Annotated in this window: 15 protein-coding genes and 1 pseudogene; 6 read left to right on the plus strand and 10 right to left on the minus strand. The window is 69.3% G+C overall.

Going from position 1 to position 24562, the window contains the following annotated elements; translation table 11 throughout:
* Positions 1 to 300: 300 nt before the first annotated feature.
* Together N7640_RS22030 and cobA are read left to right on the plus strand one after the other, a co-directional pair.
* Positions 301 to 1350 (plus strand): annotated as a pseudogene (locus tag N7640_RS22030) (FAD-dependent oxidoreductase); the annotation flags it as partial.
* 85 nt (positions 1351 to 1435) lie between these two features.
* Entirely contained in the window at positions 1436 to 2173 is a 738-nt protein-coding gene (gene cobA, locus N7640_RS22035) for a uroporphyrinogen-III C-methyltransferase (RefSeq protein WP_279905670.1), read from the plus strand.
* Positions 2174 to 2669: 496 nt separating this feature from the next.
* On the opposite strand, the gene N7640_RS22040 is transcribed toward cobA, so the two are convergent.
* A complete protein-coding gene (locus N7640_RS22040; RefSeq protein WP_279905671.1) occupies positions 2670 to 3110 on the minus strand; it encodes a PACE efflux transporter in 441 nt (146 codons plus the stop codon).
* A 124-nt stretch (positions 3111 to 3234) separates the two neighbouring features.
* On the opposite strand from N7640_RS22040, the gene N7640_RS22045 reads away from it, so the two are divergent.
* Together N7640_RS22045 and N7640_RS22050 are read left to right on the plus strand one after the other, a co-directional pair.
* Positions 3235 to 4113 (plus strand): LysR substrate-binding domain-containing protein, encoded by an 879-nt coding sequence (locus N7640_RS22045; protein ID WP_279905672.1) that lies wholly within the window; start codon positions 3235 to 3237, stop codon positions 4111 to 4113.
* A gap of 134 nt (positions 4114 to 4247) precedes the next feature.
* Positions 4248 to 4697, plus strand: coding sequence for a nuclear transport factor 2 family protein (locus tag N7640_RS22050; protein ID WP_279905673.1), 450 nt, complete (start codon positions 4248 to 4250; stop codon positions 4695 to 4697).
* Here the strand turns inward: N7640_RS22050 and N7640_RS22055 are convergent, their stop codons facing one another.
* The 9 genes from N7640_RS22055 to N7640_RS22095 all read right to left on the minus strand — a co-directional run bounded on the left by N7640_RS22055 (position 4698) and on the right by N7640_RS22095 (position 22119).
* The gene (locus N7640_RS22055) at positions 4698 to 6197 is read right to left on the minus strand and encodes an efflux transporter outer membrane subunit (RefSeq protein WP_279905674.1); all 1500 of its coding nucleotides are present in this window, start codon (positions 6195 to 6197) and stop codon (positions 4698 to 4700) included.
* A gap of 143 nt (positions 6198 to 6340) precedes the next feature.
* A complete protein-coding gene (locus N7640_RS22060) occupies positions 6341 to 9448 on the minus strand; it encodes an efflux RND transporter permease subunit (RefSeq protein WP_279905675.1) in 3108 nt (1035 codons plus the stop codon).
* Positions 9449 to 9608: 160 nt separating this feature from the next.
* Positions 9609 to 12701, minus strand: coding sequence for an MdtB/MuxB family multidrug efflux RND transporter permease subunit (locus N7640_RS22065; RefSeq protein ID WP_279905676.1), 3093 nt, complete (start codon positions 12699 to 12701; stop codon positions 9609 to 9611).
* Positions 12698 to 13903 (minus strand): MdtA/MuxA family multidrug efflux RND transporter periplasmic adaptor subunit, encoded by a 1206-nt coding sequence (locus N7640_RS22070; RefSeq protein ID WP_279905677.1) that lies wholly within the window; start codon positions 13901 to 13903, stop codon positions 12698 to 12700. Before N7640_RS22070 ends, N7640_RS22065 begins: the two co-directional genes overlap by 4 nt.
* A gap of 164 nt (positions 13904 to 14067) precedes the next feature.
* Entirely contained in the window at positions 14068 to 14568 is a 501-nt protein-coding gene (tpx, locus tag N7640_RS22075) for a thiol peroxidase (RefSeq protein WP_279905678.1), read from the minus strand.
* A 91-nt stretch (positions 14569 to 14659) separates the two neighbouring features.
* Positions 14660 to 15820 carry a prolyl oligopeptidase family serine peptidase gene (locus N7640_RS22080; protein ID WP_279905679.1) on the minus strand — a complete coding sequence of 387 codons (1161 nt, stop codon included), beginning with the start codon at positions 15818 to 15820 and terminating at the stop codon, positions 14660 to 14662.
* A gap of 205 nt (positions 15821 to 16025) precedes the next feature.
* Entirely contained in the window at positions 16026 to 19703 is a 3678-nt protein-coding gene (locus tag N7640_RS22085) for a translocation/assembly module TamB (RefSeq protein WP_279905680.1), read from the minus strand.
* A complete protein-coding gene (locus N7640_RS22090) occupies positions 19700 to 21430 on the minus strand; it encodes an autotransporter assembly complex protein TamA (protein WP_279905681.1) in 1731 nt (576 codons plus the stop codon). The genes N7640_RS22085 and N7640_RS22090 overlap by 4 nt, the downstream gene beginning before the upstream one ends.
* Before the next feature lie 47 nt (positions 21431 to 21477).
* On the minus strand, positions 21478 to 22119 hold the full coding sequence (locus N7640_RS22095; RefSeq protein ID WP_220815144.1) for a GNAT family N-acetyltransferase: 642 nt from the start codon (positions 22117 to 22119) through the stop codon (positions 21478 to 21480).
* Between the two features lie 136 nt (positions 22120 to 22255).
* Between N7640_RS22095 and xthA the strand changes: the two genes are divergently transcribed.
* Both xthA and N7640_RS22105 read left to right on the plus strand, forming a co-directional pair.
* Positions 22256 to 23068, plus strand: a complete 813-nt coding sequence (gene xthA / locus N7640_RS22100; RefSeq protein ID WP_279905683.1) for an exodeoxyribonuclease III — start codon at positions 22256 to 22258, stop codon at positions 23066 to 23068.
* 99 nt (positions 23069 to 23167) lie between these two features.
* On the plus strand, positions 23168 to 24535 hold the full coding sequence (locus N7640_RS22105) for a phosphate ABC transporter substrate-binding/OmpA family protein (protein ID WP_279905684.1): 1368 nt from the start codon (positions 23168 to 23170) through the stop codon (positions 24533 to 24535).
* The last annotated feature ends 27 nt before the right edge of the window (positions 24536 to 24562 follow it).

Below are 24562 nucleotides of genomic sequence, written 5' to 3' on the forward strand. Positions count from 1 at the left end.
CAGGTCCTAAAACAGTGCGCCGGTACTGGGGAAAGTCCGGAAAAACCGCGCGAATGCGCCGTAAAAGATGGCATCGGCCAGTTGGCATGCCCTCTGCAATGACGAATTCGCAAATCTACAACGGCACCGCCCTCAATGCGGAAGACGGTGCCCTCCCGCTCGATCGGGACCTGGACAAAGGCGTCCTCGCCAGGCAACTGGTGGGACGCCTTTTTTGTCTCCCGCCGCCCTGGCCCTGAGATCAACCTCGGCAATCGCTCCGGCGATCCGGTTTCACGCGTTCAGGCAGGAGACGGCGACATGGACAGACTCAAACTGGTGATGGTGGGCAACGGTATGGCCGGGGTCAGGACCCTGGAGGAACTGCTCCGGCTCGCCCCGGACCTGTACGACATCACCGTGTTCGGCGCCGAGCCGCACCCCAACTACAACCGCATCCTGCTGTCGCCGGTACTGGCCGGCGAACGCACCTTCGACGACATCGTGCTCAACGGCCTCGACTGGTACGCCGGGCACGGCATCGATCTGCGTCTGGGGCGCAAGGTCGTGAGCATCGACCGCAAGCGGCGCGTGGTGCTCGCCGACGACGGCAGCAGCGCCCGCTACGACCGGCTGATCCTCGCCACCGGCTCCACCCCGGTGATCCTGTCGATACCGGGCAACCGCCTGGGCGGCGTGATCGCCTACCACGATATCGCCGACACCGAGAAGATGCTGGAGATCACCCGCCGCCACAGCCACGCGGTGGTCATCGGCGGCGGCCTGCTCGGCCTGGAGGCGGCCAATGCCCTGCGCCAGCGCGGCATGGACGTGACCGTGGCGCACCTCGCCGACTGGCTGCTGGAACGGCAGCTGGGCCAGGCCGCCAGCAAGCGCCTGCAACAGGCCCTGGAAGCCCGCGGCATCCGCTTCCGCCTGGGCGAGCAGACCGAAGAGCTGCTCGACCACGGCACCGGCCGTGTCTGCGCTGTGCAATTCGAGGGCGGCGACAGCATCGCCGCCGACCTGGTGGTGATGGCCACCGGCATCCGCCCCAACACCGGGCTGGCCGAGAAGGCCGGGATTCCCTGCAACCACGGCATCCAGGTGGACGACACCCTGCAGACCTTCGACCCGCGCATCTACGCGGTCGGCGAATGCGTCAGCCATCGCGGCATCGCCTGCGGCCTGGTGGCCCCGCTGTTCGAGCAGGCCCGGGTCTGCGCCAACCACCTGGCGATGCTCGGCACAGCCCGCTACCGGGGTACGGCGAGCGGCGACACCCCCGCCCACTTCGACCCCGTCGGCAGCCTGTACCGCAAGCTGGCGCTCGAAGATGCGCCGCTGGGCGGCGGGCTGTACGACGACAGCGGCTTTTCCGCCGCCTCCGTCTGAAACAGACAGATCGAATACCCAGGCGCCTCAGAGCGCCACGGACAAGCCCGAGGAGAAAACCATGAACGCAAAAGTCTGGCTGGTGGGCGCCGGCCCCGGCGACCCGGAGCTGCTGACCCTCAAGGCGGTGAAGGCCCTCGCCCAGGCCGACATCGTGATGATCGACGACCTGGTCAACCCGGCCGTGCTGGAGCACTGCCCCGGCGCCCGCGTGGTACCGGTGGGCAAGCGCGGCGGCTGCCGCTCCACCCCGCAGGACTTCATCCACCGCCTGATGCTGCGTTATGCCCGCCAGGGCAAGTGCGTGGTCCGCCTGAAAGGCGGCGACCCGTGCATCTTCGGCCGCGGCAGCGAGGAAGCCGACTGGCTGGCCGAGCACGGCGTCGAGGTGGAGATGGTCAACGGCATCACCGCCGGCCTGGCCGGCGCCACCGGCTGCGGCATCCCGCTGACCCTGCGCGGAGTGGCCCGCGGCGTGACCCTGGTCACCGCCCACACCCAGGACGACAGCACGCTGAACTGGCAGGCCCTGGCCCAGGGCGGCACCACCCTGGTGGTGTACATGGGCGTGGCCAAGCTACCCGAGGTGCGCGACAGCCTGCTGGCCGGCGGCATGCGCGCCGACATGCCGGTGGCGATGATCGAGAACGCCTCCCTGCCCCACCAGCGCGAGTGCCGCAGCACCCTGGCCACCATGCAGCAGGCGGCCGCCGACTTCCAGCTCAAGAGCCCGGCGATCCTGGTGATCGGCGAGGTGGCCGCGCAGCAACAGATCGAATCCCTAGCAGAAACCGCCTGATCCCCTTGCTCCACTCGCCCGGCCTCTGGCCGGGCTTTTTTTTGCCATGTCCCCGTGAGTTTCTGCACACCTTGTGGGAGCGGCCTTGGCCGCGAATGTCACGGCCAATCGGAATGCCCCAACGACCGCGGCACCGCCGGTGGGTTACGCCGGCAAGCGGCCAATCCACCCTACGCGTTGCTCGGCCAAGTCCCTCTATCTGAACACTGCGGCTGCCTGCTCCTGGATTCCCGCCTGCGCGGGAATGACGAGGTAGGGTGGAGTTTCTTCCGAAACCGTCATCCCCGCGCAGGCGGGGATCCAGAAGGTGTCAGGCACTACAACATCTAACGGGGACATAGCTTTTCGGCTATGTCCCCCTTTACCTGTTGCACCGGCGTGCTTTGTAGAAGTGATCGGGCGGCGAACCGCTTCAGCCGCGACATTCGCGGCCAAGGCCGCTCCCACAAGGTGGGCCACCACTAACAGGGACATAGCCTGTTTACATGAGCCGAAATCACCCATCCCGACTTTCTCGGCCGCTGGCCGACACCGGCACGCCGAACGCCAGGTCGAACGCCCACTGGAAGATGAAGGCGTAGAAAAAGAAGAACACCAGCAGGCCAAGGTCCGCCAGCAACGCGGTCAGTGCATCGATGTCCAGCCACCAGGCCATCACCGGCACGAGGATGATCGCCAGCCCGCCTTCGAAGCCGGCGGCATGCAGCAGGCGTCGCCGCAGGTTGCGCGTGCGCCGGGCCTGACGCGCCTCCCAGCGCTCGAACAGGGCGTTGAACAGCACGTTCCAGGCCATCGCGATCAGCGACAGCAGGATGGCCAGGGTGCCCGAGTAGACCATGCTCTCGCCAAACCACCAGGCGATCATGGGCGAGACGAAGAGGATCGCCACCAGCTCGTACAACAGCGCCTGTGCGATCTTGCGACGTGACCCTTGCATCATCTTCCTCCCAGGCTGCCGGCCTCGGACGAGGCGTCTTCATGGGCGCCAATCTAGGCAGCCGGAGCGGGCGAAACAAATGACGTATAGTGCGCCAGGATGAATAGAACTCACCTGGATCGCCATGTTCTCCCACCTGCCGCTGAGCGCCCTGCGCACCTTCGAATCCGCCGCCCGCCTGGGCAGTTTCAAGGCGGCCGCCGGGGAGCTGAACGTCACCCCGACCGCGGTTTCGCACCAGATCCGCGGCCTGGAGGACTGGCTGGGCAAGCCGTTGTTCGTGCGCCTGGGCCGCGGTGTGCGCCTCAGCGACGAGGGCGAGCGGCTGCAGGACGGCCTGCACGGCGCCCTGCTGGAGATCGGCCGCACGGTCGACGCGCTGCGCCCGCAGCCGCACGACGACAGCCTCAGCCTGAGCGCCACGCCGGCGTTCGCCGCGCTCTGGCTGATCCCGCGCCTGGGGCGCTTCTACCGGCGCCACCCCGGCATCCGCGTGCGCATCGAGACCAGCAACACCCTGGTCGACCTGCAACGCGACTCCAGCCTCGACCTGGCCATCCGCTGTGGCTTCGGCGAGCACCCGCAGCTGCTGGAAATCCCGCTGATGGAAGAATGCTTCGCTGCCTACGGCACGCCCGCGCTGGTGCAGCGTCTGCCGGCAGGCGCGACGGAGCTGATCGGCGTCGCCTGGCCCGCGCCGCAACCCGAGCTGCCCGACTGGCAGGACTGGATCGCCGCCGTCGGCGAGGACTGGCCCCTGCACAGCGTGCGCCGCGACTATCCCGACGAGCACTACGCGCTGCAGGCGGCCATCGCCGGCCAGGGGCTGGTGCTGGCCAGCTCGGTGCTGGTCTCGGACAGCCTGGAAAAAGGTCTGCTGCGCGCCTATCGCGCGGACATCAGCCTGCCCGGCGCACGCTACCGGGTGCGCCATGTACCGGGCCGCGAGCGGCGGCCGGCGGTCAGGGCGCTGCTGGACTGGCTGGCGGAGGAAGCCGCCTAGAACCTATTCACGATCTGCTGAGCGTCGGCCAGGTGTCGTCAGAAACGCGAACCGGTCGGGGTTCCTTTCCCCGGGGCGATGCCGCTAGCATCCGCGGCAGGCCTTCATGTCGAAGGCGTTTCCGAGGAAGGTCGATGAACAAGCTCGCGCTGTCCCTGCTCTGCCTGCTCGCTCCGTTCGCCCATGCCGACACCACGCTGACCGAGGCCAGCATCCGCGCGCTGTACGACGACGTGGCCGCCGCTGCCACGCAGCGGGACATCGACGCCACGCTGGCGCACATGAGCGACGACGTGCGCATCCACATCTCCGCCCCCCAGGGCAGCGTGGAACTCGACGCGGAGCAGTACCGCCAGTTGCTGAAGCAGGGCTGGAGCGCGCCGGACAGCTACCGCATGGAAGTGGACATCGAGTCCATCGAGATCGCCGAGGACGGCCAGAGCGCGACGGTCAGGGACCGCACCCGCGAGACGCTGTCGATGAACGGCCACGAGATGACCACCGGCATGCAGGAAACCGCCAGCGTGCGCCTGATCGACGGCACGCCCAGGATCGTCCGGGTCGAGGCGACCATCAAGCCCTGACTATTCCTCCACCACGCCCGGCCAGCCGCCGCCCAGGGCGGCGATCAGCTGGACGCTGGCGGTCAGCCGGCTGCCCTGCAGGCTCAGGCGGGTGCGCTCGTTGGACAGCGCGGTGGTCTGCACGCTGACCACGTCGGTGAACTCCACGGTGCCGGCCTTGTACTGGTTGAGCATCAGGCGCAGCGATTCGCGGGCGGCGTCGAGGGCCTCCTGCTGCACCACCGCCTCGCGCTCCAGCACGGCCAGCTGCACCAGGTAGTCCTCCACCTCGCGGAAGCTGGTCAGCACCGTCTGCCGGTAGTCGGCCACGGTCTGGTCGTAGCTGGCCTCGGCCTGCTCGACCCGGGAGCGGATCAGGCCGCCGTCGAACAGGGTCATGGCGAACGACGGGCCGATGGACCAGAAGCGGTTGGGCGAGCTGATCCAGTTGTCCAGGCTGCCGCTGCGGTAGCCGCCGGTGGCCGACAGACTCAGCTCCGGGTAGTAGGCGGCCTTGGCCACGCCGATCTGGGCGTTGGCGGCGATCACCCGGCGCTCCGCGGCGGCTACGTCCGGGCGCCGCTCCAGCAAGGTCGACGGCAGGCTGACCGGCACGGCCGGCAGCGCCGGCACCTGGTCACGCACCGCCAGCTCGAACTCCGAGGGCGCCACGCCGACCAGCACGGCGATGGCGTGCTCCAGTTGGGCGCGCTGGTATTCCAGGTCGACCGCCTCGGCCTCGGTGCCCTTGAGCTGGGTCAGCGCCTGGGTCACGTCGGACTTCGGCACGATGCCGGCCCGGTACTGGTTCTCGGCGATGCGGAAGGCCTGACGATAGGCCGCCACGGTTTCCTCCAGCAGGCGCTTCTGCTGGTCCATCACCCGCAGTTGCAGGTAGTTCTGCACCAGTTCCGACTGCTGGCTCAGGCGCACCGCGGCCAGGTCGCCGGCGCTGGCCTCCAGGCCGGCGCGGTCCGACTCCAGCTGGCGGCGCAGCTTGCCCCACAGGTCCAGCTCCCAGCTCACGCCCAGACTGGCCTCGTAGCTCTTGGAGACGGTCGAGGCATTGGCGCCGCTGACGCTCACGCCATCGGAGGTGCTGATGGTGTTGTCGCCACCGCCCTGCCCCGCGCGGGTCACGCCGGTGTTCAGGCCCAGGGTCGGGAAGAAGCCAGCCCGCGCGCCGCGCACCAGGGCCCGAGCCTGGCGGTAGCTGGCCTCGGCGCTGGCCAGGCTCTGGTTGTTGGCGTTGAGGCGCGCCACCAGCGCATCCAGCTCGGCGTCGCCGTAGAGCGTCCACCAGTCGCCGCGCAGCTCGGTGTCGGCCGGCGCGGCGGATTTCCAGCCGGCGGCTTGCTTGAAGGCCAGGGATGGTGCGCTGTCCGGGCGCCCGTAGTCCGGGCCGACGGCGCAGCCGGCGACCAGCAGCGCCAGGGCGATCGCCGCCGGGCGGGTGAAACCCGCGAGGCGAAACGGAGAGGAGCGCGCGGGTTGCACCCGCCCTACGGGAAGAGGGTTCATAGCATGATGCTGTTCACATGAGGAATGGTCGGACGCGGCCAGTGGTTGGGCCAACCCTGTGGGAGCGGACTTGTCCGCGAACGGGGCGGACAGCAAAGCTTCGCGGCCAAGGCCGCTCCCACGGGGGCTGAACAGCATTGGATTCATAGCGGGGTTTCCAGGGCGGCGTCGCTGCGCACGCCGCGCCAGCGGTTGATCCGGTGGCGCAGGCGGTCGAGGTACAGGTAGACCACCGGTGTGGTGTAGAGGGTGAGCAACTGGCTGAGCACCAGGCCGCCGACGATGGCCAGACCCAGCGGCTGACGCATCTCGGCGCCTTCGGCCTGGCCCAGCAGCAGCGGCAGCGCGCCGAGCATCGCGGCCAAGGTGGTCATCATGATCGGCCGGAAGCGCAGCAGGCAGGCGCGGCGGATCGACTCCTGGGGCGTCAGCCGCAGGTCCCGTTCCAGCTCCAGGGCCAGGTCGATCATCAGGATCGCGTTCTTCTTCACCACGCCGATCAGCAGGAACAGGCCGAGCAGCGACACCAGGCTGAACTCGCCGCCGGTGATCAGGATCGCCAGCAGCGCGCCGACGCCGGCCGACGGCAGAGTGGAGAGGATGGTCAGCGGGTGGATGTAGCTCTCGTAGAGGATGCCGAGCACGATGTACACCACCAGCAGCGCGGTGAGGATCATCAGCGGCTGGCCCTGGGCCTCCTTCTCGAACTGGCCGCCGGTGCCGCCGAGCACGCCCTGCACCTCGGTGGGCAGGTTGACCTCGGCCACGGCGCGGGCGATGGCGCGGTTGGCCTGTTCCTGGGTCACGTCCTTGGCCAGGGCGTAGCCGATGCTCTCGGCGGCGAACTGGCCCTGGTGGTTGACCCGGTCCTCCTCCAGGCTGCGGGTCCAGCGGGCGAAGGCGGACAGCGGCACGCGCCCGCCGCTCTCGGTGATCAGCTGGATCTGGTCCAGCGCCTCGGGATACTGGGCGTACTTCGGGTTGATCTCCATCACCACACTGTACTGGTTGAGGGTGTCGTAGATGGTGGAGATCTGCCGCTGGCTGAAGGCGTTGTTCAGCACCGAGGTGACCATGGCCATGTCCACGCCCAGGCGCTGCGCGGTGACGCGGTCGATCTCCAGGCTGATCAGCTGGGCACCCTCGCCTTCGTTGGCGTCGATGTCGGTCAGCTCCGGCAGCGCCGCGAGGGCGTCGCGCACCTTGGGCAGCCAGGTGCGCAGGTCGCTCAGCTCGCTGGCCAGCAGCACGAATTCGTTCTCGGTGCTGCGGCCCTGGCGGCCACCGAACTGCAGGTCCTGGTCGGACATCAGCATCAGGCGCCCGCCGGGCACCTTGGGCATGGTCTCGCGCAGCCGGTCGATCACCTCCTGGGAGGACGCCCGGCGCTCGTCGATGGGCTTCAGGCGGATCACCAGGGTGGCGTTGTTGATCCCGCCGGAGCCACCGATGAAACCGGCCACGCTGTGGATCGCCGGGTCCTTGAGCAGTGCGCGGCGGTAGATTTCCATCTTCGGCTGCATGACCTGGAACGACAGGCCGTCGTCACCGCGGATGAAGCCGAGCAGCTGGCCGGTGTCCTGCTGCGGCATGAAGGTCTTGGGCACCTCGACGAACAGGTAGACGTTGAAGCCGATGGTCAGCAGCAGGCTGAACAGGGTCAGCCGGGAGTGACGCAGCGCCCAGTCCAGGCTGCGCGAATAGGCCGCCACCACCCGCTCCTGCACCCGCGCGCCGACACGCTGCACGCGCCCAGGGGTGCGCTCGCCGCCCTCCGCGCGCAGCCAGCGGGCGCAGAGCATGGGGGTGAGGGTCAGCGACACCAGCAGCGAGACGACGATGGCCGCCGTGAGGGTGATGGAGAACTCGCGGAACAGGTTGCCGACGATGCCGCCCATGAACAGGATGGAGAGGAACACCGCGACCAGCGACAGGTTCATCGACAGCAGGGTGAAGCCGACCTCCTTCGAGCCCTTGTAGGCCGCCGCCAGCGGCTTCTCGCCGGCTTCGATGTGGCGCGAGATGTTCTCCAGCACGACGATGGCGTCGTCCACCACCAGGCCGGTGGCGATGATCAGCGCCATCAGCGACAGGTTGTTGAGGGAGAAGTCCAGCAGGTACATCACCGCGAAGGTGCCGACCAGCGACACCGGCACCGCCAGCGCCGGGATCAGCGCGGCGCGCCAGCGACCGAGGAAGGCGAACACCACCAGGATCACCAGGCCCACGGCGATCAGCAGGGTGCGCTCGGCCTCGTGCAGGGTGGCGCGGATCACCGGCGAGCGGTCCATCGCCACTTCCAGGTGCACGCTGGGCGGGATCACCGCCTGCAGGCCGGGCAGCTCGGCGCGGATGTCCTCGATGGTCTCGATGATGTTGGCGCCGGGCTGGCGGTTGATCACCATCAGCACGGAGTCGTTGTCGTTGTAGAAGCCGCTGTTGTAGCGGTCCTCGACGCCGTCGACGACCTGGGCGACGTCGCCCAGGCGCACCGGCGCGTTGTTCTGGTAGCGGATCACCAGCGGGCGGTAGTCGGCGGCCTTGTCGAGCTGGTCGTTGGCCTGGATCTGCCAGTGGCGCTGGTCGTCCTCCAGGGCGCCCTTGGGCCGGTCGACGCTGGCCTGGACGATGGCGTTGCGAACCTCGTCCAGGGCGATGCCGTACTGGTCGAGCAGGCGCGGCTCCAGCGCCACCCGCACCGCCGGCAGGGAGCTGCCGCCGATCTGCACCTCGCCGACGCCGGTGACCTGCGACAGCTTCTGCGCCAGCACGGTGGCGGCCACGTCGTACAGCTGGCTCTTGCCGAGCACGTCGGAGGTCAGCGACAGCACCATGATCGGCGCCTGGGACGGGTTGAACTTGCGATAGGTCGGCATGCTGCGCATGCCGCTGGGCAGCAGGTTGCGCGAGGCGTTGATGGCCGCCTGCACCTCGCGGGCGGCGGCGTCCACGTCGCGGCCGATGTCGAACAGGATGATGATCCGCGTGTTGCCCTGGCTGCTGCGGCTGGTCATCTCGCTGATCCCGGCGATGCTGCCGAGCGAGCGCTCCAGCGGCGTGGCCACGCTCGACGCCATGATCTGCGGGCTGGCGCCGGGCAGGTTGGCGTCGACCACGATGGCCGGGAAATCCATCTTCGGCAGCGGCGCCACCGAAAGCAGGCCGAAGCTCACGGCGCCGAGCAGGATGATCGCCAGGCTCAGCAGCAGCGTCGCCACCGGGCGCGCGATGAAGGGCGCGGAGAGGTTCATGCCGTGGCCCCTGTAGGTGCCAGCTGGCTGTGGTTCGGCACGCCGACGATCATTGCCCCGGCCGCTTGCAGCAGGTCGGATAAGGACCGAGTGGCCGAGATCCCCCTCACCCTAACCCTCTCCCGGAGGGAGAGGGGGCGGTTTGTGCCAGAGGTTGGCATCACACCGCCACTCCCGCCGCGCCGCGGCCCGAGAAGCGCCGGGCCAGGCGGTCGAACCACAGGTAGATCACCGGCGTGGTGAACAGCGTCAGCACCTGGCTCAGCAGCAGGCCGCCGACCATCACCAGGCCCAGCGGCTGGCGCAGCTCGGCGCCGGAACCGGTGGCCAGCATCAGCGGCACGGCGCCGAACAGCGCCGCCAGGGTGGTCATCAGGATCGGCCGGAAGCGCAGCAGCGCGGCTTGGTAGATCGCCTCCTGCGGGGTCATACCCTGGTGCCGCTCGGCCTCCAGGGCGAAGTCGATCATCATGATCGCGTTCTTCTTGACGATGCCGATCAGCAGGATGATGCCGATGATGGCGATCAGACCCAGGTCGTTGCCGGTCAGCAGCAGCGCCAGCAGCGCGCCGACGCCCGCCGAGGGTAGCGTCGAGAGGATGGTGATCGGGTGGATGTAGCTCTCGTAGAGCACGCCGAGCACGATGTACATGGTGACGATGGCCGCCAGGATCAGCAGCAGCGTGCTCGACAGCGACGCGCGGAACGCCTCGGCAGCGCCCTGGAACTGGCTCTGGATGCCGGCCGGCATGCCGATGTCGTGCTGCACCCGCTCGATGACCTCGACGGCCTCGCCCAGCGACACGCCGCTGGCTAGGTTGAACGACATGGTCACCGCCGGGAACTGGCCGATGTGGTTGACCACCAGCGCCGCGGCGCGCTCGTCGACGCGCGCCAACGAGGCCAGCGGCACCTGCTGGCCGTCGGCGGTGGCGACGTGGATCTGCTGCAGCGCCTGCGGGCCGATGCGGCCGCCGTCCTGGCTCTCCAGCACCACGCGGTACTGGCTGGCCTGGGTATAGATGGTGGAAATCTGGCGCTGGCCGAAGGCGTCGTACAGCGCGTCGTCGATGGCGCTGACGCTCACCCCCAGGCGCGAGGCGGTGTCGCGGTCGATGCTCAGGTACACCTGCAGGCCGCGGTTCTGCAGGTCGTTGGCCACGTCGATCAGCTCCGGCTGGTCGCTCAGCGCCTCGGTCAGCCTGGGCGTCCACTCCTCCAGCAGGGCGGCGTCCGGCGATTCCAGGCTGAACTGGAACTGGGTGCGGCTGACCCGGTCCTCGATGGTCAGGTCCTGCACCGGCTGGAGGAACAGCTGGATGCCGGCGACCTTAGCCAGCTCCGGCCGCAGACGCTCGATCACCGCGCTGGCGGTGACGTCGCGCTCGGCGTGGGGCTTGAGGTTGATCAGCAGGCGGCCGCTGTTGAGGGTGGCGTTGTCGCCGTCGACGCCGATGTAGGACGACAGGCTGGCCACCGCCGGGTCGCGCAGGATGACCTCGCTCAGGCGCTGCTGGCGCTCGCTCATGGCGCGGAAGGAAATGCTCTGCGGCGCCTCGGAGATGCCCTGGATCACGCCGGTGTCCTGCACCGGGAAGAAGCCCTTGGGCACGGCCAGGTACAGCACCACGGTCAGCGCCAGGGTGCCGAGGGCGACCAGCAGGGTCAGCGGCTGGTGGCGCAGCACCCAGCGCAGGCCCACCGCGTAGCGCTCGATCAGGCCGTCGATGAAGGCGCCGCTGGCGCGGTAGAAGCGGCTCTGGTCCTCGTCCTTCTCCTGCTTGAGCAGGCGCGCGCACATCATCGGCGTGAGGGTCAGCGACACCACCAGGGAAATCAGGATGGCCACCGCCAGGGTGATGGCGAACTCGCGGAACAGGCGGCCGACCACGTCGGCCATGAACAGCAGCGGGATCAGCACCGCGATCAGCGAGAAGGTCAGCGAGATCAGGGTGAAGCCGATCTGCTTCGCGCCCTTGAGCGCGGCGTTGAGCGGCGTCTCGCCCTCCTCCAGGTGGCGGGCGATGTTCTCCAGCATGACGATGGCGTCGTCGACCACGAAGCCGGTGGCGATGGTCAGCGCCATCAGCGTCAGGTTGTTGACCGAGAAACCGGCCAGGTACATCACGCCGAAGGTGCCGATCAGCGACAGTGGCACGGCGATGGACGGGATGATGGTGGCCGACACCTTGCGCAGGAACAGGAAGGTCACCAGCACCACCAGGCCGATGGCCAGCACCAGCTCGAACTGCACGTCGCGCACCGCGGCACGGATGGTCTGGGTACGGTCGGTGAGCAGCTTGACCTCGATGTTCGCCGGCATCGACGCGGTAATCTGCGGCAGCAGCGACTGGATGCGCTCGACCACGTCGATGACGTTGGCGCCGGGCTGGCGCTGGATGCTCAGCAGCACCGTCTGGGTGCGGTCGGCCCAGGCCGCCAGGCGCTCGTTCTCGGCGCCGTCGATGATGGTCGAGACGTCGCGCAGGCGCAGCGGCGCGCCGTTCTCGTACTTGAGGATCAGGTCCAGGTAGGCCTCGGCCGACTGCAACTGGTCGTTGGCGTCCAGCTGCGAGACCCGGGTCGGGCCGTCGAAGTTGCCCTTGGGCTGGTTGACGTTGGATGCGGTGATCAACGCGCGCACGTCGGCCAGGTTGAGGCCGTGGCTGGCCAGCGCCTGCGGGTTGACCCGGATGCGCACCGCCTTGCGTTGGCCGCCGGCCAGGCTGACCAGGCCGACGCCGGTGATCTGCGCGATCTTCTGCGCCATGCGCGTGTCGACCAGGTCGTGCACCTCGGTCAACGGCATGGTCTCGGAGCTGATCGCCAGGGTCAGCACCGGCGTGTCGGCCGGGTTGACCTTGTTGTACACCGGCGGCGCCGGCAGGTCGTTGGGCAGCAGGTTGGTCGCCGCGTTGATCGCCGCCTGCACTTCCTGCTCGGCGACGTCGAGGTTCACCTCCAGGGTGAAGCGCAGGGTGATCACCGAGGCGCCGCCGGAGCTGGTCGAGGACATCTGCTGCAGGCCCGGCATCTTGCCGAACTGGCGCTCCAGCGGCGCGGTCACCGCGCTGGTCATCACTTCCGGACTGGCCCCCGGGTACAGGGTCAGCACGCGGATGGTCGGATAGTCCACCTCCGGCAGGGCCGACACCGGCAGCAGCCGGTAAGCGATCAGGCCGCTGAGGAAGATCGCCACCATGATCAGCGTGGTGGCAACCGGCCGCAGGATGAACAGGCGGGAGGCGTTCATGCGCCGGTCTTCGCCGGGGCCTGCGGGGTGGTCTGGGTGGCATCGGTGTCGCCGATGATCTGCACCTCGCTGCCGTCCTTGAGCCGGTCGGTGCCTTCGAGCACCAGGCGCTCGCCCTCCTCCAGGCCGTCGCTGATCAGGGTGGTGGCGCCGTCGCTGGCGCCCACCTTGACCGAGCGCACCACAACCTTGTCGTTCTGGTCGAGGACATAGACGAAGGTCCCGCGCGAACCGAACTGCAGCGCGGCGGAGGGAATCAGCAGCGCGTCGTGGCGGGTCTCCACGCGCAGGCGCACATTGACGAACTGGTTGGGGAACAGGCTCTCGTCGGCGTTATCGAAGCGCGCCTTGAGCTTGACCGTGCCGGTGGCGACGTCGATCTGGTTATCCAGGCTGTGCAGCACGCCCTCGGCCAGCACGTTCTGCTCGCTGCGGTCGCGCGCCTCCACCTTCAGCTTCTGGTTGTCGCGCACCTTGGCCAACACCGGCGCCAGCTCGTTCTCGGCCAGGGTGAAGTTGACCGAGATCGGCTGCACCTGGGTGATCACCACCAGCGGCGTGGTGTCGCCGGCGGTGATCAGGTTGCCGACGTCCACCTGGCGCAGGCCGAGGCGGCCGGCGATGGGCGCGCGGATGCGGGTGAACTCCAGGTTCAGGCGCGCCTCGGCGACCGCCGCCTGGTTGCTCTTGACCGTGCCCCGGTACTGGCCGACCAGCGCTTCCTGGGTGTCCAGGGTCTGCCGGGCGATGGAGTCCTCGGCGAACAGCCCCTTGTAGCGCGCCAGGTCGATCTCCGCGTTCTTCAGCTGCGCCTGGTTCTGCGCCAGGGCACCCTCGGCCTGCTGTAGCGCCACCTGGTAGGGACGCGGGTCGATCTGCGCCAGCAGGTCGCCGGCCTTGACCAGTTGCCCTTCCTCGAACATCAGCTTGACCAGCTCGCCGTCCACCCGGCTGCGCACGTTCACCGTGTTGAGCGCAGTCACCGTGCCCAGCGCCTTCAGCTCCACCTCGAAATCGCCGCGGGTGGCGCTGGTCACGCGCACCGGCACCGGACCGCTCCAGGGGCCCGGCGCGCGGGCCTTCGCCGGCCCCTCCTCGCCCTTGCCGGGCCACAGCCACCAGGCCAGAACAACGGCGGCGATCAGCAGCACGACCAACAGCCATCTACGGGAGGAACGCGAGGCGGAGCGAGTATCGGACATAGGGGTGGGAGGTCACTTTTCCTGGGAGGGTGAACGATAAGGACTCTTAGCTGTGGTGCATAGGGTCTTTACCACCCATTTACCCTTCCCCGGCGGCACCAAGTGGCTGAGTACAAAAGAAAAAAGGCCTGCTGACAGCAGGCCTTTTCCAGTTGTTGCGGGACTTACTTCAGCGCGTCGAGGGCCGCGGCGTAGTTCGGTTCGTCGGCGATCTCGCCGACCAGTTCGCTGTGCAGCACCTTGTCCTGCTCGTCCAGCACCACCACCGCGCGGGCGGCGACGCCGGCCAGCGGGCCGTTGGCGATGGCCACGCCGTAGTCGGCGAGGAAGCCGGCACCGCGCATGGTGGACAGGTTGACCACGTTGTCCAGGCCTTCGGCGCCGCAGAAGCGTGCCTGGGCGAACGGCAGGTCGGCGGAGATGCACAGCACCACGGTGTTGGCCAGCTTGCCGGCCTCGGCGTTGAACTTACGCACGGAGGTGGCGCAGGTCGGCGTGTCCACGCTCGGGAAGATGTTCAGCACCTTGCGCTTGCCGGCCAGGCTGGCGAGGGTGACGTCGGACAGGTCCTTGGCGACCAGGCTGAACGCCGGGGCCTGCTGGCCTGCCTGGGGCAGCTGGCCTTCGACCTGGATCGGATTGCCCTTGAGGGTGACTTGAGCCATGAACGTTTCCTTTGAGTATGGGGTGATGGGATACGGTGAACCCGCAGGATAGCCGCTGGGAAGCGGAACGGCACCCGCAGGATCGCGCAGCCTATTGAAAGTCTTCTTCGCTCAGCTCGACCCGGCCGCTGACCACGATCTGCGCGGCCAGCCGCTGGTTGAGCGGTGCCAGCAGGGAGAAATGGTCCTCGCCCGGCACCCGCAGGCAATGCACCAGCGGGTTGTCCATGTCGGCGCCGCAGAGCCGCTCCAGCTCGCCGACGTTGGACGGGCTGCGCGCGCCCTCGACGATCCAGGTCGGGCTGGCGACATGCCTGATCCAGCCGGCCGGCGAGCGCAGGCCGACCTCCTCGCGGGGCAGGCGCCGCCAGGACACGCCGAACAGGTCGCCATAGCCGGAGATGTCCGCCACCGGCCCCAGCGCCACCACCGCGTTGACCGAGGCGCCGCTGGCGGCGACCAGCAGGGCCAGGGTCGCGCCGGTGCTGTGCCCGCCCAGGTAGATCCGCTGCGGATCGACGTAGGGCAGCCGGCGCGCGGCCTCCAGCGCGGCGAGCACGTCGTCCACCTCGCCCCAGAAGGCTTCCCGGCGGCCGGGGTTGTCGTTGCCGCCGCGCAGGGCCGGGAACATCATCAGCATCCCCGCCTCGCGGTAGGCGCTGGCCGACTGGTCGTCGCTCGGCGGGCCCGGCACCCAGAACTCGCCCAGGCTGTTGGTATCGCCGCCGGTGAGCCAGATCATCAGCGGCAGCCGCTCGCCTCGGCCGGGGTCGGGGGAAACGAAGGCGGTCAGTTCCAGCCCCTGGCTACGGTACTTCAACGGCACGAACAAGGCGGCGGGCGGCTGCGGCATCGGCGTGGACGGCTGTTCGTTCATCGCCTCGTGCACGCGGGTCCGCCATTGCGCCCGGGCCACCGGCAAGGTGCGCGCCGCCAGGCGCCGCTCCTCTTCGAGACGCTCCTGCTCGCGCACCCGCAGTTCCTCGGCGCGGGCGCGCTGGTAGGCCTCACGCTCCACGGCCGCCCTCTGCTGGGCGGCGACGGATTCGCGGGTGATGCAGCGGTACTGCGGGTCGATGGCGTGGCCGTCTTCCATGGCCTGGTTGACCCCGGCGTTGTCCAGCCGGCCGCTGTGGCAACGGGCGTCGCGCTCGGCCTGCTCGGCCGGCGACAGGCTCTGCTGGCGCGGCCCGAACGGCAGCAGGATCAGCACCAGCAGCAGGGCCGCGAAGAACGCTCCGTATTTGTACATGCTTCCCTCTGTCCGGCCGGCCCGGCGTCGGTCGCCGGAAAGTGCGTAGCCTATTGGAGCCTGATCACGATCTCGCGAGAGCAGAAAGTAGACACAGTTGTAGGAGCGGCTTCAGCCGCGAAGCTTTTACTGTGCCATCTCGGTTCGCGGCTGAAGCCGCTCCTACAATATGGTTTCTCGTATACGGAAGATCGTGAACAGGTTCTTAGAAGTCGCGCTTATAGAACAGATCGAGCGAGCTGGCCAGGCCGCTGGCGGCCTCCAGATAGAGACGGCGGGTCAGGTCGTAGCGCAGCGCGATGGTGTTGGCCGGCTCGAACACGCCGACGCCGTAGCGTAGACTGAGCCGCTCGGACAGCCGGCCGCTGGCGACCACGCTGGCCTTCTGCCCGGAGCCGGCCGTATCCAGCTGGAAGTCGCTGATGCCCAGGCGGCTGGCGATGTCGCCGGTCACCGAGGCGCTGCCGGCCAGGCCGAGGCCGAGCGCGGCCTCGGCGAGCAGGTTGCTGTCTTCGCCGGTGCCGCCCAGCGGGCGACCGAGCACCAGGTAGGACAGCGCCTGCTCCTCGCTCATCGCCGGCTCGGAAAACACCTGGGTACGCGGCTGGGCGGCGTTGCCGCTGATGCGCAGGCCGGCGGTCACCTCGTCGACCCGACGCACCGCCTCCACGTCGAGGAACGGCTGGTCGATGGGCCCGGTGAACAGCAGCCGCGCACGGCGCACGTCTAGGCGCTGGCCATAGGCCCGGTAGCGGCCCTTGTTCAGGTTGAGTTCGCCGCGGGTATCCAGGTTGTCGCCGATGCGCAGGCGGCCGGCCAGTTCGGCGCCGAGGCCGAAGCCCTCGAAGGTGAGCTTGTCGCGGCCGACGCTGACCTCGATATCCATGGCCATCTGCAGGCCCTGACGCTGGGGTGCCTGGCGCCCGGCCACCTCGGCGTCCTCCGAGACGGTCACGGTCGACGGCGGCAACTGGCGGATGCGGATGGCGCCGCGTGGTACGTCCACCTCGCCGGCGATGGCCAGCTGCCCGTCGGCCAGGCGCGCCACCAGGTTGGGCGCCACCTCCAGATCGGCATAGGGTTCCACCCGCACCGGCAGGCGCTCGCCGCGCAGCTGCAGATCGCCATTCAGGTCGCCGGCGGTCCAGCTCGCCTGGCCGGTGACACTGCCGCGGCCCTGCTCGCCGCTACGCCAGTCTCCGCGTACCTGCAGTTGCTCGCCAGCGATCAGCGCGCGCAGGGTCAGCTGAGCGATGTCCATCGGCAGTTGTCCGCCGGACAGTTCGCCACCGGAGAGCGTCAGGTTGCCGTCGATGCGCGGCGCCAGCAGGCCCCCGCTGAAACGGCCGGCGCCGTTCAACTGGCCGGCCAGGTGCTCGACCCCGGGCAGGAACGGGCGGGCCACGGCCAGGTCGAGCCCGGCCAGGCGGAAGTCGCCGCTCAGCGGGCGGTCCGCGGGGCGCGGGTCCAGCCGCACCTGCATGTCGAGCGTGCCGAGCGGGCCGCCGGAGAAGGCCAGGCGGCTGTCGATGCTCTGCGGCTTGAACTGGGTGACCAGGTTCAGTTGCTGGTAGGGGAAGTCCAGCCAGCGGTCGCCCTCGCGCACGCGGAAGGTGCCGCCATCGGCGCTCACCCGCAGGTCGCCGCGAGGGCCGGCCGCCGGCAGGTCCAGCGCGACATCGGCGGACAGCTGGCCCTGCCAGGCGAAATCGTCGGGTAGCCAGGGCGCCAGGCTGGCCAGCGGGAAGGCCTGCAGGCGGTAGCGCAGATGCGGCTCGGGCAGCAGCCGGTTGGTCTCGCCGCAGAAGCTGGCGTCGCCGGAAACCCAGCAGTGGGCGCCCAGGGTCAGGCGCCCGTCGGCCAGGCGCTCCACGCTCGCCGGCTGCTGCAGGCGCCAGTCCTGACCGCCGCTGTGCAGTTCGCCACTCGCCAGGCGGCCGTTCCAGCGCCAGCCGGTCTTCTCCTCGCTGAGCCGGCCATCCAGGCCGAGCGCGGCCTGCAGCTTCTCGCCGCGCAGGTCCAGGCTCAGGCGCTGCTGGCGCCGGTCGCCGCCACCGCTGGCGGTCAGGGTGCCGAGGTCGGTGTCGCCCAGGCGGATGCCGGAGGCCGTCAGTTCCAGGGTGCCGCGCTGGGCATCGTCCAGCCGCACCGCGAGGTCCAGCCGGCCCAGCTCGTGGTCCTCCAGCCCGAGCGCGCGGCCGTCGAGGGCCAGTTGCCCTTGCGGGGCCTCCAGGCTGCCGCCGAGGTCGAGGGTGCCGTCGAGCGCGCCACGCAAGCCCGGCCAGAGCTGGCCGAGCCTCGGCGCGGCCAGTTGCAGGCGGGCGGCCAGCCGCTGGTCCAGGGTGCCACTGCCCTGCACCCGGTTGTCGCCCAGGCGCAGCTCCAGGGCGGCGAGCCGCCAGCGCTCGGCGGCGCCGTCGCCCTGGAGGCTGAGCGCCGCCGTCTGGCCGCGCAGGCGGCCCTTCAAGTCGAGATCGGCGCTGGCGGCCAGCTTGTCGTCGCGCCATTCGCCCTGGCTGCGCAGGCGACCGGCCAGGGTGCCGGGCAGCTCGGCCAGCCAATAGGCGGGGTCGAGCCGGTCGACGTCGAGATCGGCGCTCCAGGCGATGCCCTCGGCGAAGCGCAGGCCCAGGTCGCCCTTTATCTCGCCCTGCCCTGCACTCAATTGCAGCGCCGGCAGGCGCACCTGGGTCAGGTCGCCATCGACCGGGGTGGCGAGGCTGAATTCGCCGGCCGGGCCGAGCAGGTCGGCGTCCACCTGGCCCTGGTAGGCACCGTCGCGATAGCGCAGCTGTACCTGCAGGCGTTGCGCGCTGACCGCCGGCGGCTCGTCGAGGGGATACAGGCGGGGCCAGGGGAAGTCGTGCCAGTCCAGCCGCGCGTCCGCCGCGAAGGTTTCGCGCCAGTCGAGCGTGCCGGCCAGCACCGCGTTGCGGCCTTCGCCGGCTTCCAGGCGCAGGGCCGCGATCTCGGCGCCGGCGGCATCGACCCGACCCTTGAGGGTGACGCCCACCGCACCGCCCTCGCCCGGCAGGCTGGCGCCGCCCTCCACCCGGTAGCCGTCGGCGAGATTGCCGGTGGCATTGAGCATGACGTGGTCCAGGCGCAGGGTGTCCGGCAGCTCGGCGCTGGCCTTGAAGCCGTCCACCTCAACGTGTGCGCTGGCCGGCAGATGCTCGGCCAGAGGCTCGACCTCGCCGGTCAGGCGTCCAGCCAGGTAGCCGCTGCTGTCCGCCGCGAGGCGCAGGCGTTGGCGCAGCTCGCCGTCCACCTTTAGCGCCAGCCGCCACGGCTGGTCGTCCGGCGCGGGCAGGTCGAGGCTGCCTTCGGCCCGCAGCGGCCAGTCGCCCTCCGGCAGCAGGTGGCCGGTCAGTTCCAGGGCCAGCGCGCCCTGGCGTACGCTGGCGCGCTCGATGCGCAGCCCGTCGCCGACCCAGCGTGCACTCAGCTGTAGGTCGCTGAGCGGGTCGGCGTCGTCGATCACCAGTTGTCCGACCCGCGCCTCTTCCAGCTCGATGGACAGCGGCAGGCGCAGCGCCGGCAGGTCGAACGGCGTGTCGTCGGCCTCGGTGGCCGGCGGCAGCACCAGGCTCACCCGCTCGGCCTCGACCCGGCGCAGGCAGAGGGTCAGGCGCAGCAGGCACGCGGGTGACCAGGCGAAGCGCGGCTGGACCAGTTCCACCCGCTGGGCGCCGTCGGTCCAGATCAGGCGCTCGGCCTGCCATTCACCGGCCAGGCGACCCTCGAAGGACTCGACCGCCACCCCGGGCAGGCGCGCCAGCAGCCAGCGGCTGCCACCGGTGGTGCCCAGCACCAGGGCGACGGCAAGCAGCAGCCCGAGCAGCAGGAGCAACAGGCCAAGCCCGATGCGCCGGCCGGTCACAGCTCGGGCCCCATGGAGAAGTGCAGGCGGAAGCCGCCGTCGTCGTCCAGCGCGCGGGCCAGGTCCAGGCGCAGCGGCCCGACCGGCGACACCCAGCGGATGCCGAAGCCCACCCCGGTCTTGAGTGTCGGGATCTCCAGCGACTCGAAGGCGTTGCCCTGGTCGACGAAGGCGGCGGCGCGCCATTTGTCGGCGAAGGCGTACTGGTACTCGAGGCTGCCGGCGATCAGGTAGCGGCCGCCGACCTTGCGCCCCTCGCGATCCTCGGGCGACAGCGACTGGTAGTCGTAGCCGCGCACGCTCTGATCGCCACCGGCGAAGTAGCGCAGCGACGGCGGGATCGAATCGTAGTCGGTGGTCTCGGTGCCGCCCACCTGCAGGCGGCCGAGGAAGCGGTGGCGCGTCCACAGGGTGGTCAGGCCCTTGAGCATCAGGTTGCCGTGCACCACGTCCGCGTCGGACAGCAGGCCCTTCTTGGCCACCGCCACGTCGGCCTGGATGCGGTAGCCGTTGCTCGGATCCAGGCGGTCGTCGCTCTGCAGGTAGGAATAGCTGGCGCCGGGCATCACCAGGTTGCTCAGGCCGGAGTCGTCGCCCAGCTCGTACTCCTCCCGCTGCCACTTGAGCGAGAGCACCTGCTGCCAGCCGCTGTCCAGCCGGTGGTGCCATTCCGGGCCGATCTTCAGCAGCTTGCTGAGGCTGTCGGTATCGGCGATTTCCTCGTACTGGTAGCCGCCGGCGAAGCGCAGCTTGTCGGTCAGTGGCGGGTCGAGCGGCACGTCGTACCACAGGCCAACGTTCTGCCGGGGGGCCGACAGCTCGCTCTCGAAGCCGTAGCTGTGGCCCTGGCGATTGGCCCAGTGGCGCGTCCAGTTGAAGCGCCCGCGCGGGCCGACGTCGGTGGAGAAACCGCCGCCGATGCCGAAGGTGCGCGGCTTGCGCGTGGTGAGCTGGACGTTGACGGGAATGCTCTCGCCGCTGGCCTGGGCCGGCACGGCGTCGACCCGCACGCCGTCGAAATAGCCGCTGCCCTGCAGCGACTCGTAGAGGTCGGCGATCAGCTCGGAGTCGTAGGGCACATCCTTCGGGAACGGCACCATGCGCTGCAGCAGCTCGTCGTCGAACGGCGAGTCGCCGCTGAAGCTCACCTCGCCGAGCCGGTAGCGCGGGCCGCTGTCGTAGACCAGCTCGATATCGGCGACGCCGGCCAGCGGGTCGATGTCCAGGCGGTGCCGGGTGAAACGGCCGCGGAAGAAGCCGTAGCGCGAGGCCTGGTTCTGGATCAGCCGCTTGGCGTCTTCGTAGTGGCCGTGGTCGAGCCGAGCGCCGGGGCGCAACTCGCGGCTGGCCGGCAGACGGAAGTCCTTGAGTGCGAGCGCCTCACCGACCATGCGGATGTCGACGTTGCGCAGCCGCACCGGCTCGCCCGGCACGATGCGCAGCACCAGGCGCGGCCCTTCGCGGCCAGAGCGCACCTCGCTGGTGATCCGTGCCTGGTAGTAGCCCAGCGCCTCGCCGGCGCGGCGTGCCTGGGCCTCCACCACGCGGCTGAGGCGCTGCAGTTGTTCTTCGTCATCGGCGTCTAGGCTGCCGACGTGGCCCTCGATATTGCGCTTCAACTCGGCGTTGGGCGGTTCGATGCGCAGGTCGAGCCGCGCCTGCGCCAGGGCGCCGGAGGCGAGGACGAACGAAACGAAAACGACGAGCAGCCTTCCTGGATAACTCATGGCGGAGGATGCTAGCACAGGCCCCCGCCCGTTTTCGCACCGTCCGGCTAGGCGCTCGCCTGCTTCGCCGCCTGCGGGTTGGGATGGAAGAAGACGTGCTCGCGGATCGGCCCCAGCGCCACCTCGCCGATCTCCTCGTAGCCCTGGCGCTTGTAGAACTCCAGGTAATGCGGGTTGCCGGTATCCAGCACCACGCCCTGGGAGCCGGCGTCCGCCGCGCACCAGTCGTGCAGCGCGGAGAGCAGCTGCTCGCCCAGGCGCTGCCCCTGGAACTGGGGATGCACCCCGAGCAGCGGCAGCACGTGGTAGGGCCCCGGCGGCAGGCAGGCGAGCACCGCGTCGTGGTACTCGAGGTAACGCCGGGTGCAGCGGAAGCCGGTGGTCATCAGCATGCGCAGGCGCCAGCCCCAGCTCTCGGTGATGCCCAGCCGGCGGATCGGCGGCGCGATCAGCGCGATGCCTACCAGGCGCTCGTCGATCAGCAGGCCTATCGCCGGCAGATCTTCGGCGAAATGCTGGTGCACCAGCTCGCGCACCGTGGCGCGTACCCGCTGGTCGAAGCCCGGGCGCTCGCTCTCGAACAGGTAGGCGAAGGTGGGGTCGTGGCGGTAGGCGTGGTACAGCAGGGAGCGGGCCTCGCGGCTGTAGCCATGGTCGAGCAGGCGGACTTCGGCGGTGCGGTGGGGCATCAGGCTGACCTCTTGTAGTGAACTTCTTGTTGTTATGGTTCGGGCGGGTCGCCAGCCAAGGTAGCACCGCCGCCCTGCCCTCGCCAGGCGCCGGAAGCTGGGCTAGCATCGCTGTTTTTCCCGCCGGTAACCCTCCATGAAGATCGTTTCCTTCAATATCAACGGCCTGCGCGCCCGCCCCCATCAGTTGCAGGCCCTGATCGAGAAGCACCAGCCGGACGTGATCGGCCTGCAGGAAACCAAGGTGTCCGACGACCAGTTCCCGGAGGCGGAAATCCGCGCGCTCGGCTACCACGTGCACTACCACGGGCAGAAGGGCCACTACGGCGTCGCCCTGCTCTCGCGCCAGGCACCGCTGGCGCTGCACAAGGGCTTCCCCAACGATGGCGAGGAGTCCCAGCGGCGCTTCATCTACGGCACCTTCGCCGACGCCCAGGGCAACCCGGTGACCGTGATGAACGGTTACTTCCCCCAGGGCGAAAGCCGCGACCACCCGGTCAAGTTCCCGGCCAAGCAGCGCTTCTACGCCGACCTGCAGCAACTGTTGCAGGAGCGCTTCGACCCGAGCCAGGCGCTGGTGGTGATGGGCGACATCAATATCTCCCCGGAGGACATCGACATCGGCATCGGCGAGAGCAACCGCCTGCGCTGGCTGAAGACCGGCAAGTGCAGCTTCCTGCCGGAAGAGCGCGAGTGGCTGGCCACTCTCAAGAACTGGGGCCTGGTGGACAGCTTCCGCCACCTGAACCCCGAGGTGAACGACCGCTTCAGCTGGTTCGACTACCGCAGCCGCGGCTTCGAGGACGAACCCAAGCGGGGCCTGCGCATCGACGTCATCCTGGCCACCGCCGCCCTGCAGCCGCGCTTCAAGGACGGCGGCGTGGACTACGAACTGCGCGCCATGGAGAAACCCTCCGACCACGCGCCGATCTGGCTGGAGCTGAGCTGATCCGAGGGGCGCATTCGCGCCCCTTGTCACATCCCCGCAACCTTCCCGACTTAATCTGCGCGACACCTTTCCAGCCCTCTAGAACAAGGTGTCTGCTACATGTCGCGCGCCCTGCCAGTCTGCAATCGGCAAATCTGGAGCCATGCCTGCACATGGCTGCTCCTCGGCTTCATCTGCTATGCGCTGCCCTGGTCCGTCTTCGCCGCGGATGGCGTCACGCTGATGCGCATCCAGGGCTCCAACACCATCGGCGCCAAGCTCGCCCCGGCGCTGATCGAGGGCCTGTACCAGAGCCAGGGCTTCGGCAACGTGCGCACCATCGCCGGCGCGGCGGAGAACGAGCAGCGGGTGCTGGCCGAGGACAAGCTCGGGCGCACCCTGGCGACGGACGTGGCGGCCCACGGCTCGGGCACCGGCTTCGTCGGCCTGCAGGATGGCAGCGCCGATCTCGCCGCCTCCTCCCGCCCGATCAAGAGCGCCGAAGCCGCCAGCCTGCAGGCCCTGGGCGACATGCAGGGCGTCGACGCCGAGCAGGTCATCGCCATCGACGGCCTGGCGATCATCGTCCATCCGGGCAACCCGGTGAATGCGCTGACCACCGAGCAGCTGGCCGCCGTGTTCGCCGGCGAGATCACCGACTGGTCCGCGCTAGGCGGCCCCCCAGGCGAGATCCATCTGTACGCCCGCGACGACAAGTCCGGCACCTTCGACACCTTCAAGGAGCTGGTGCTGGCGGCCAACGGCCGTAGCCTGGCCGGCGGCGCCAAGCGCTTCGAGTCGAGCAACCAGCTGTCCGACGGCGTCAGCCAGGACCCCGGCGGCATCGGCTTCATCGGCCTGCCCTACGTGCGCCAGAGCAAGGCGCTGGCGATCGCCGACGGCCAGTCGCGGCCGATGCTGCCCAGCGCCACGCTGATCGCCACCGAGGACTACCCGCTGTCCCGCCGGCTCTTCCTCTACAACCCGCCCGGCACCACCAACCAGTGGGTGAAATCGCTGGTGCAGTTCGCCCACAGCCCGGCCGGCCAGGCCATCGTCGAGCAGAACGGTTTCATCCCGCAGACCGTGCAGGCGGTCAAGGTGGAGCCCAGCGCGGGGATGCCCGAGGACTACCGCAAGCTGGCCGGCGAGGCGCAGCGCCTGTCCGTCAACTTCCGCTTCCAGGAAGGCAGTGCCGAGCTGGACAACAAGGCCCAGCGCGACCTAGCCCGGGTGCTCGATTACCTCCAGGCCAACGACAAACTGCGGCAGAAGGTGGTGCTGGTCGGCTTCGGCGATGCCAAGAACGACCCCGCGCGCGCCGCGCTGCTGTCCAAACTGCGCGCCATGGCCGTGCGCCGCGAACTGTCCAAGGGCGGCGTGCTGTTCCGCGAGATCACCGGCCTGGGCGAGCAGATGCCGGTGGCGGCGAACAACGGCGACGAAGGCCGTCTGAAGAATCGCCGGGTCGAGGTCTGGGTCTACTGAGCATGCGCCGCCTCCCTTGCCGAAGCC

It is taken from the genome of Pseudomonas sp. GD04015, assembly GCF_029837675.1.
GTDB lineage: Bacteria > Pseudomonadota > Gammaproteobacteria > Pseudomonadales > Pseudomonadaceae > Aquipseudomonas > Aquipseudomonas paralcaligenes.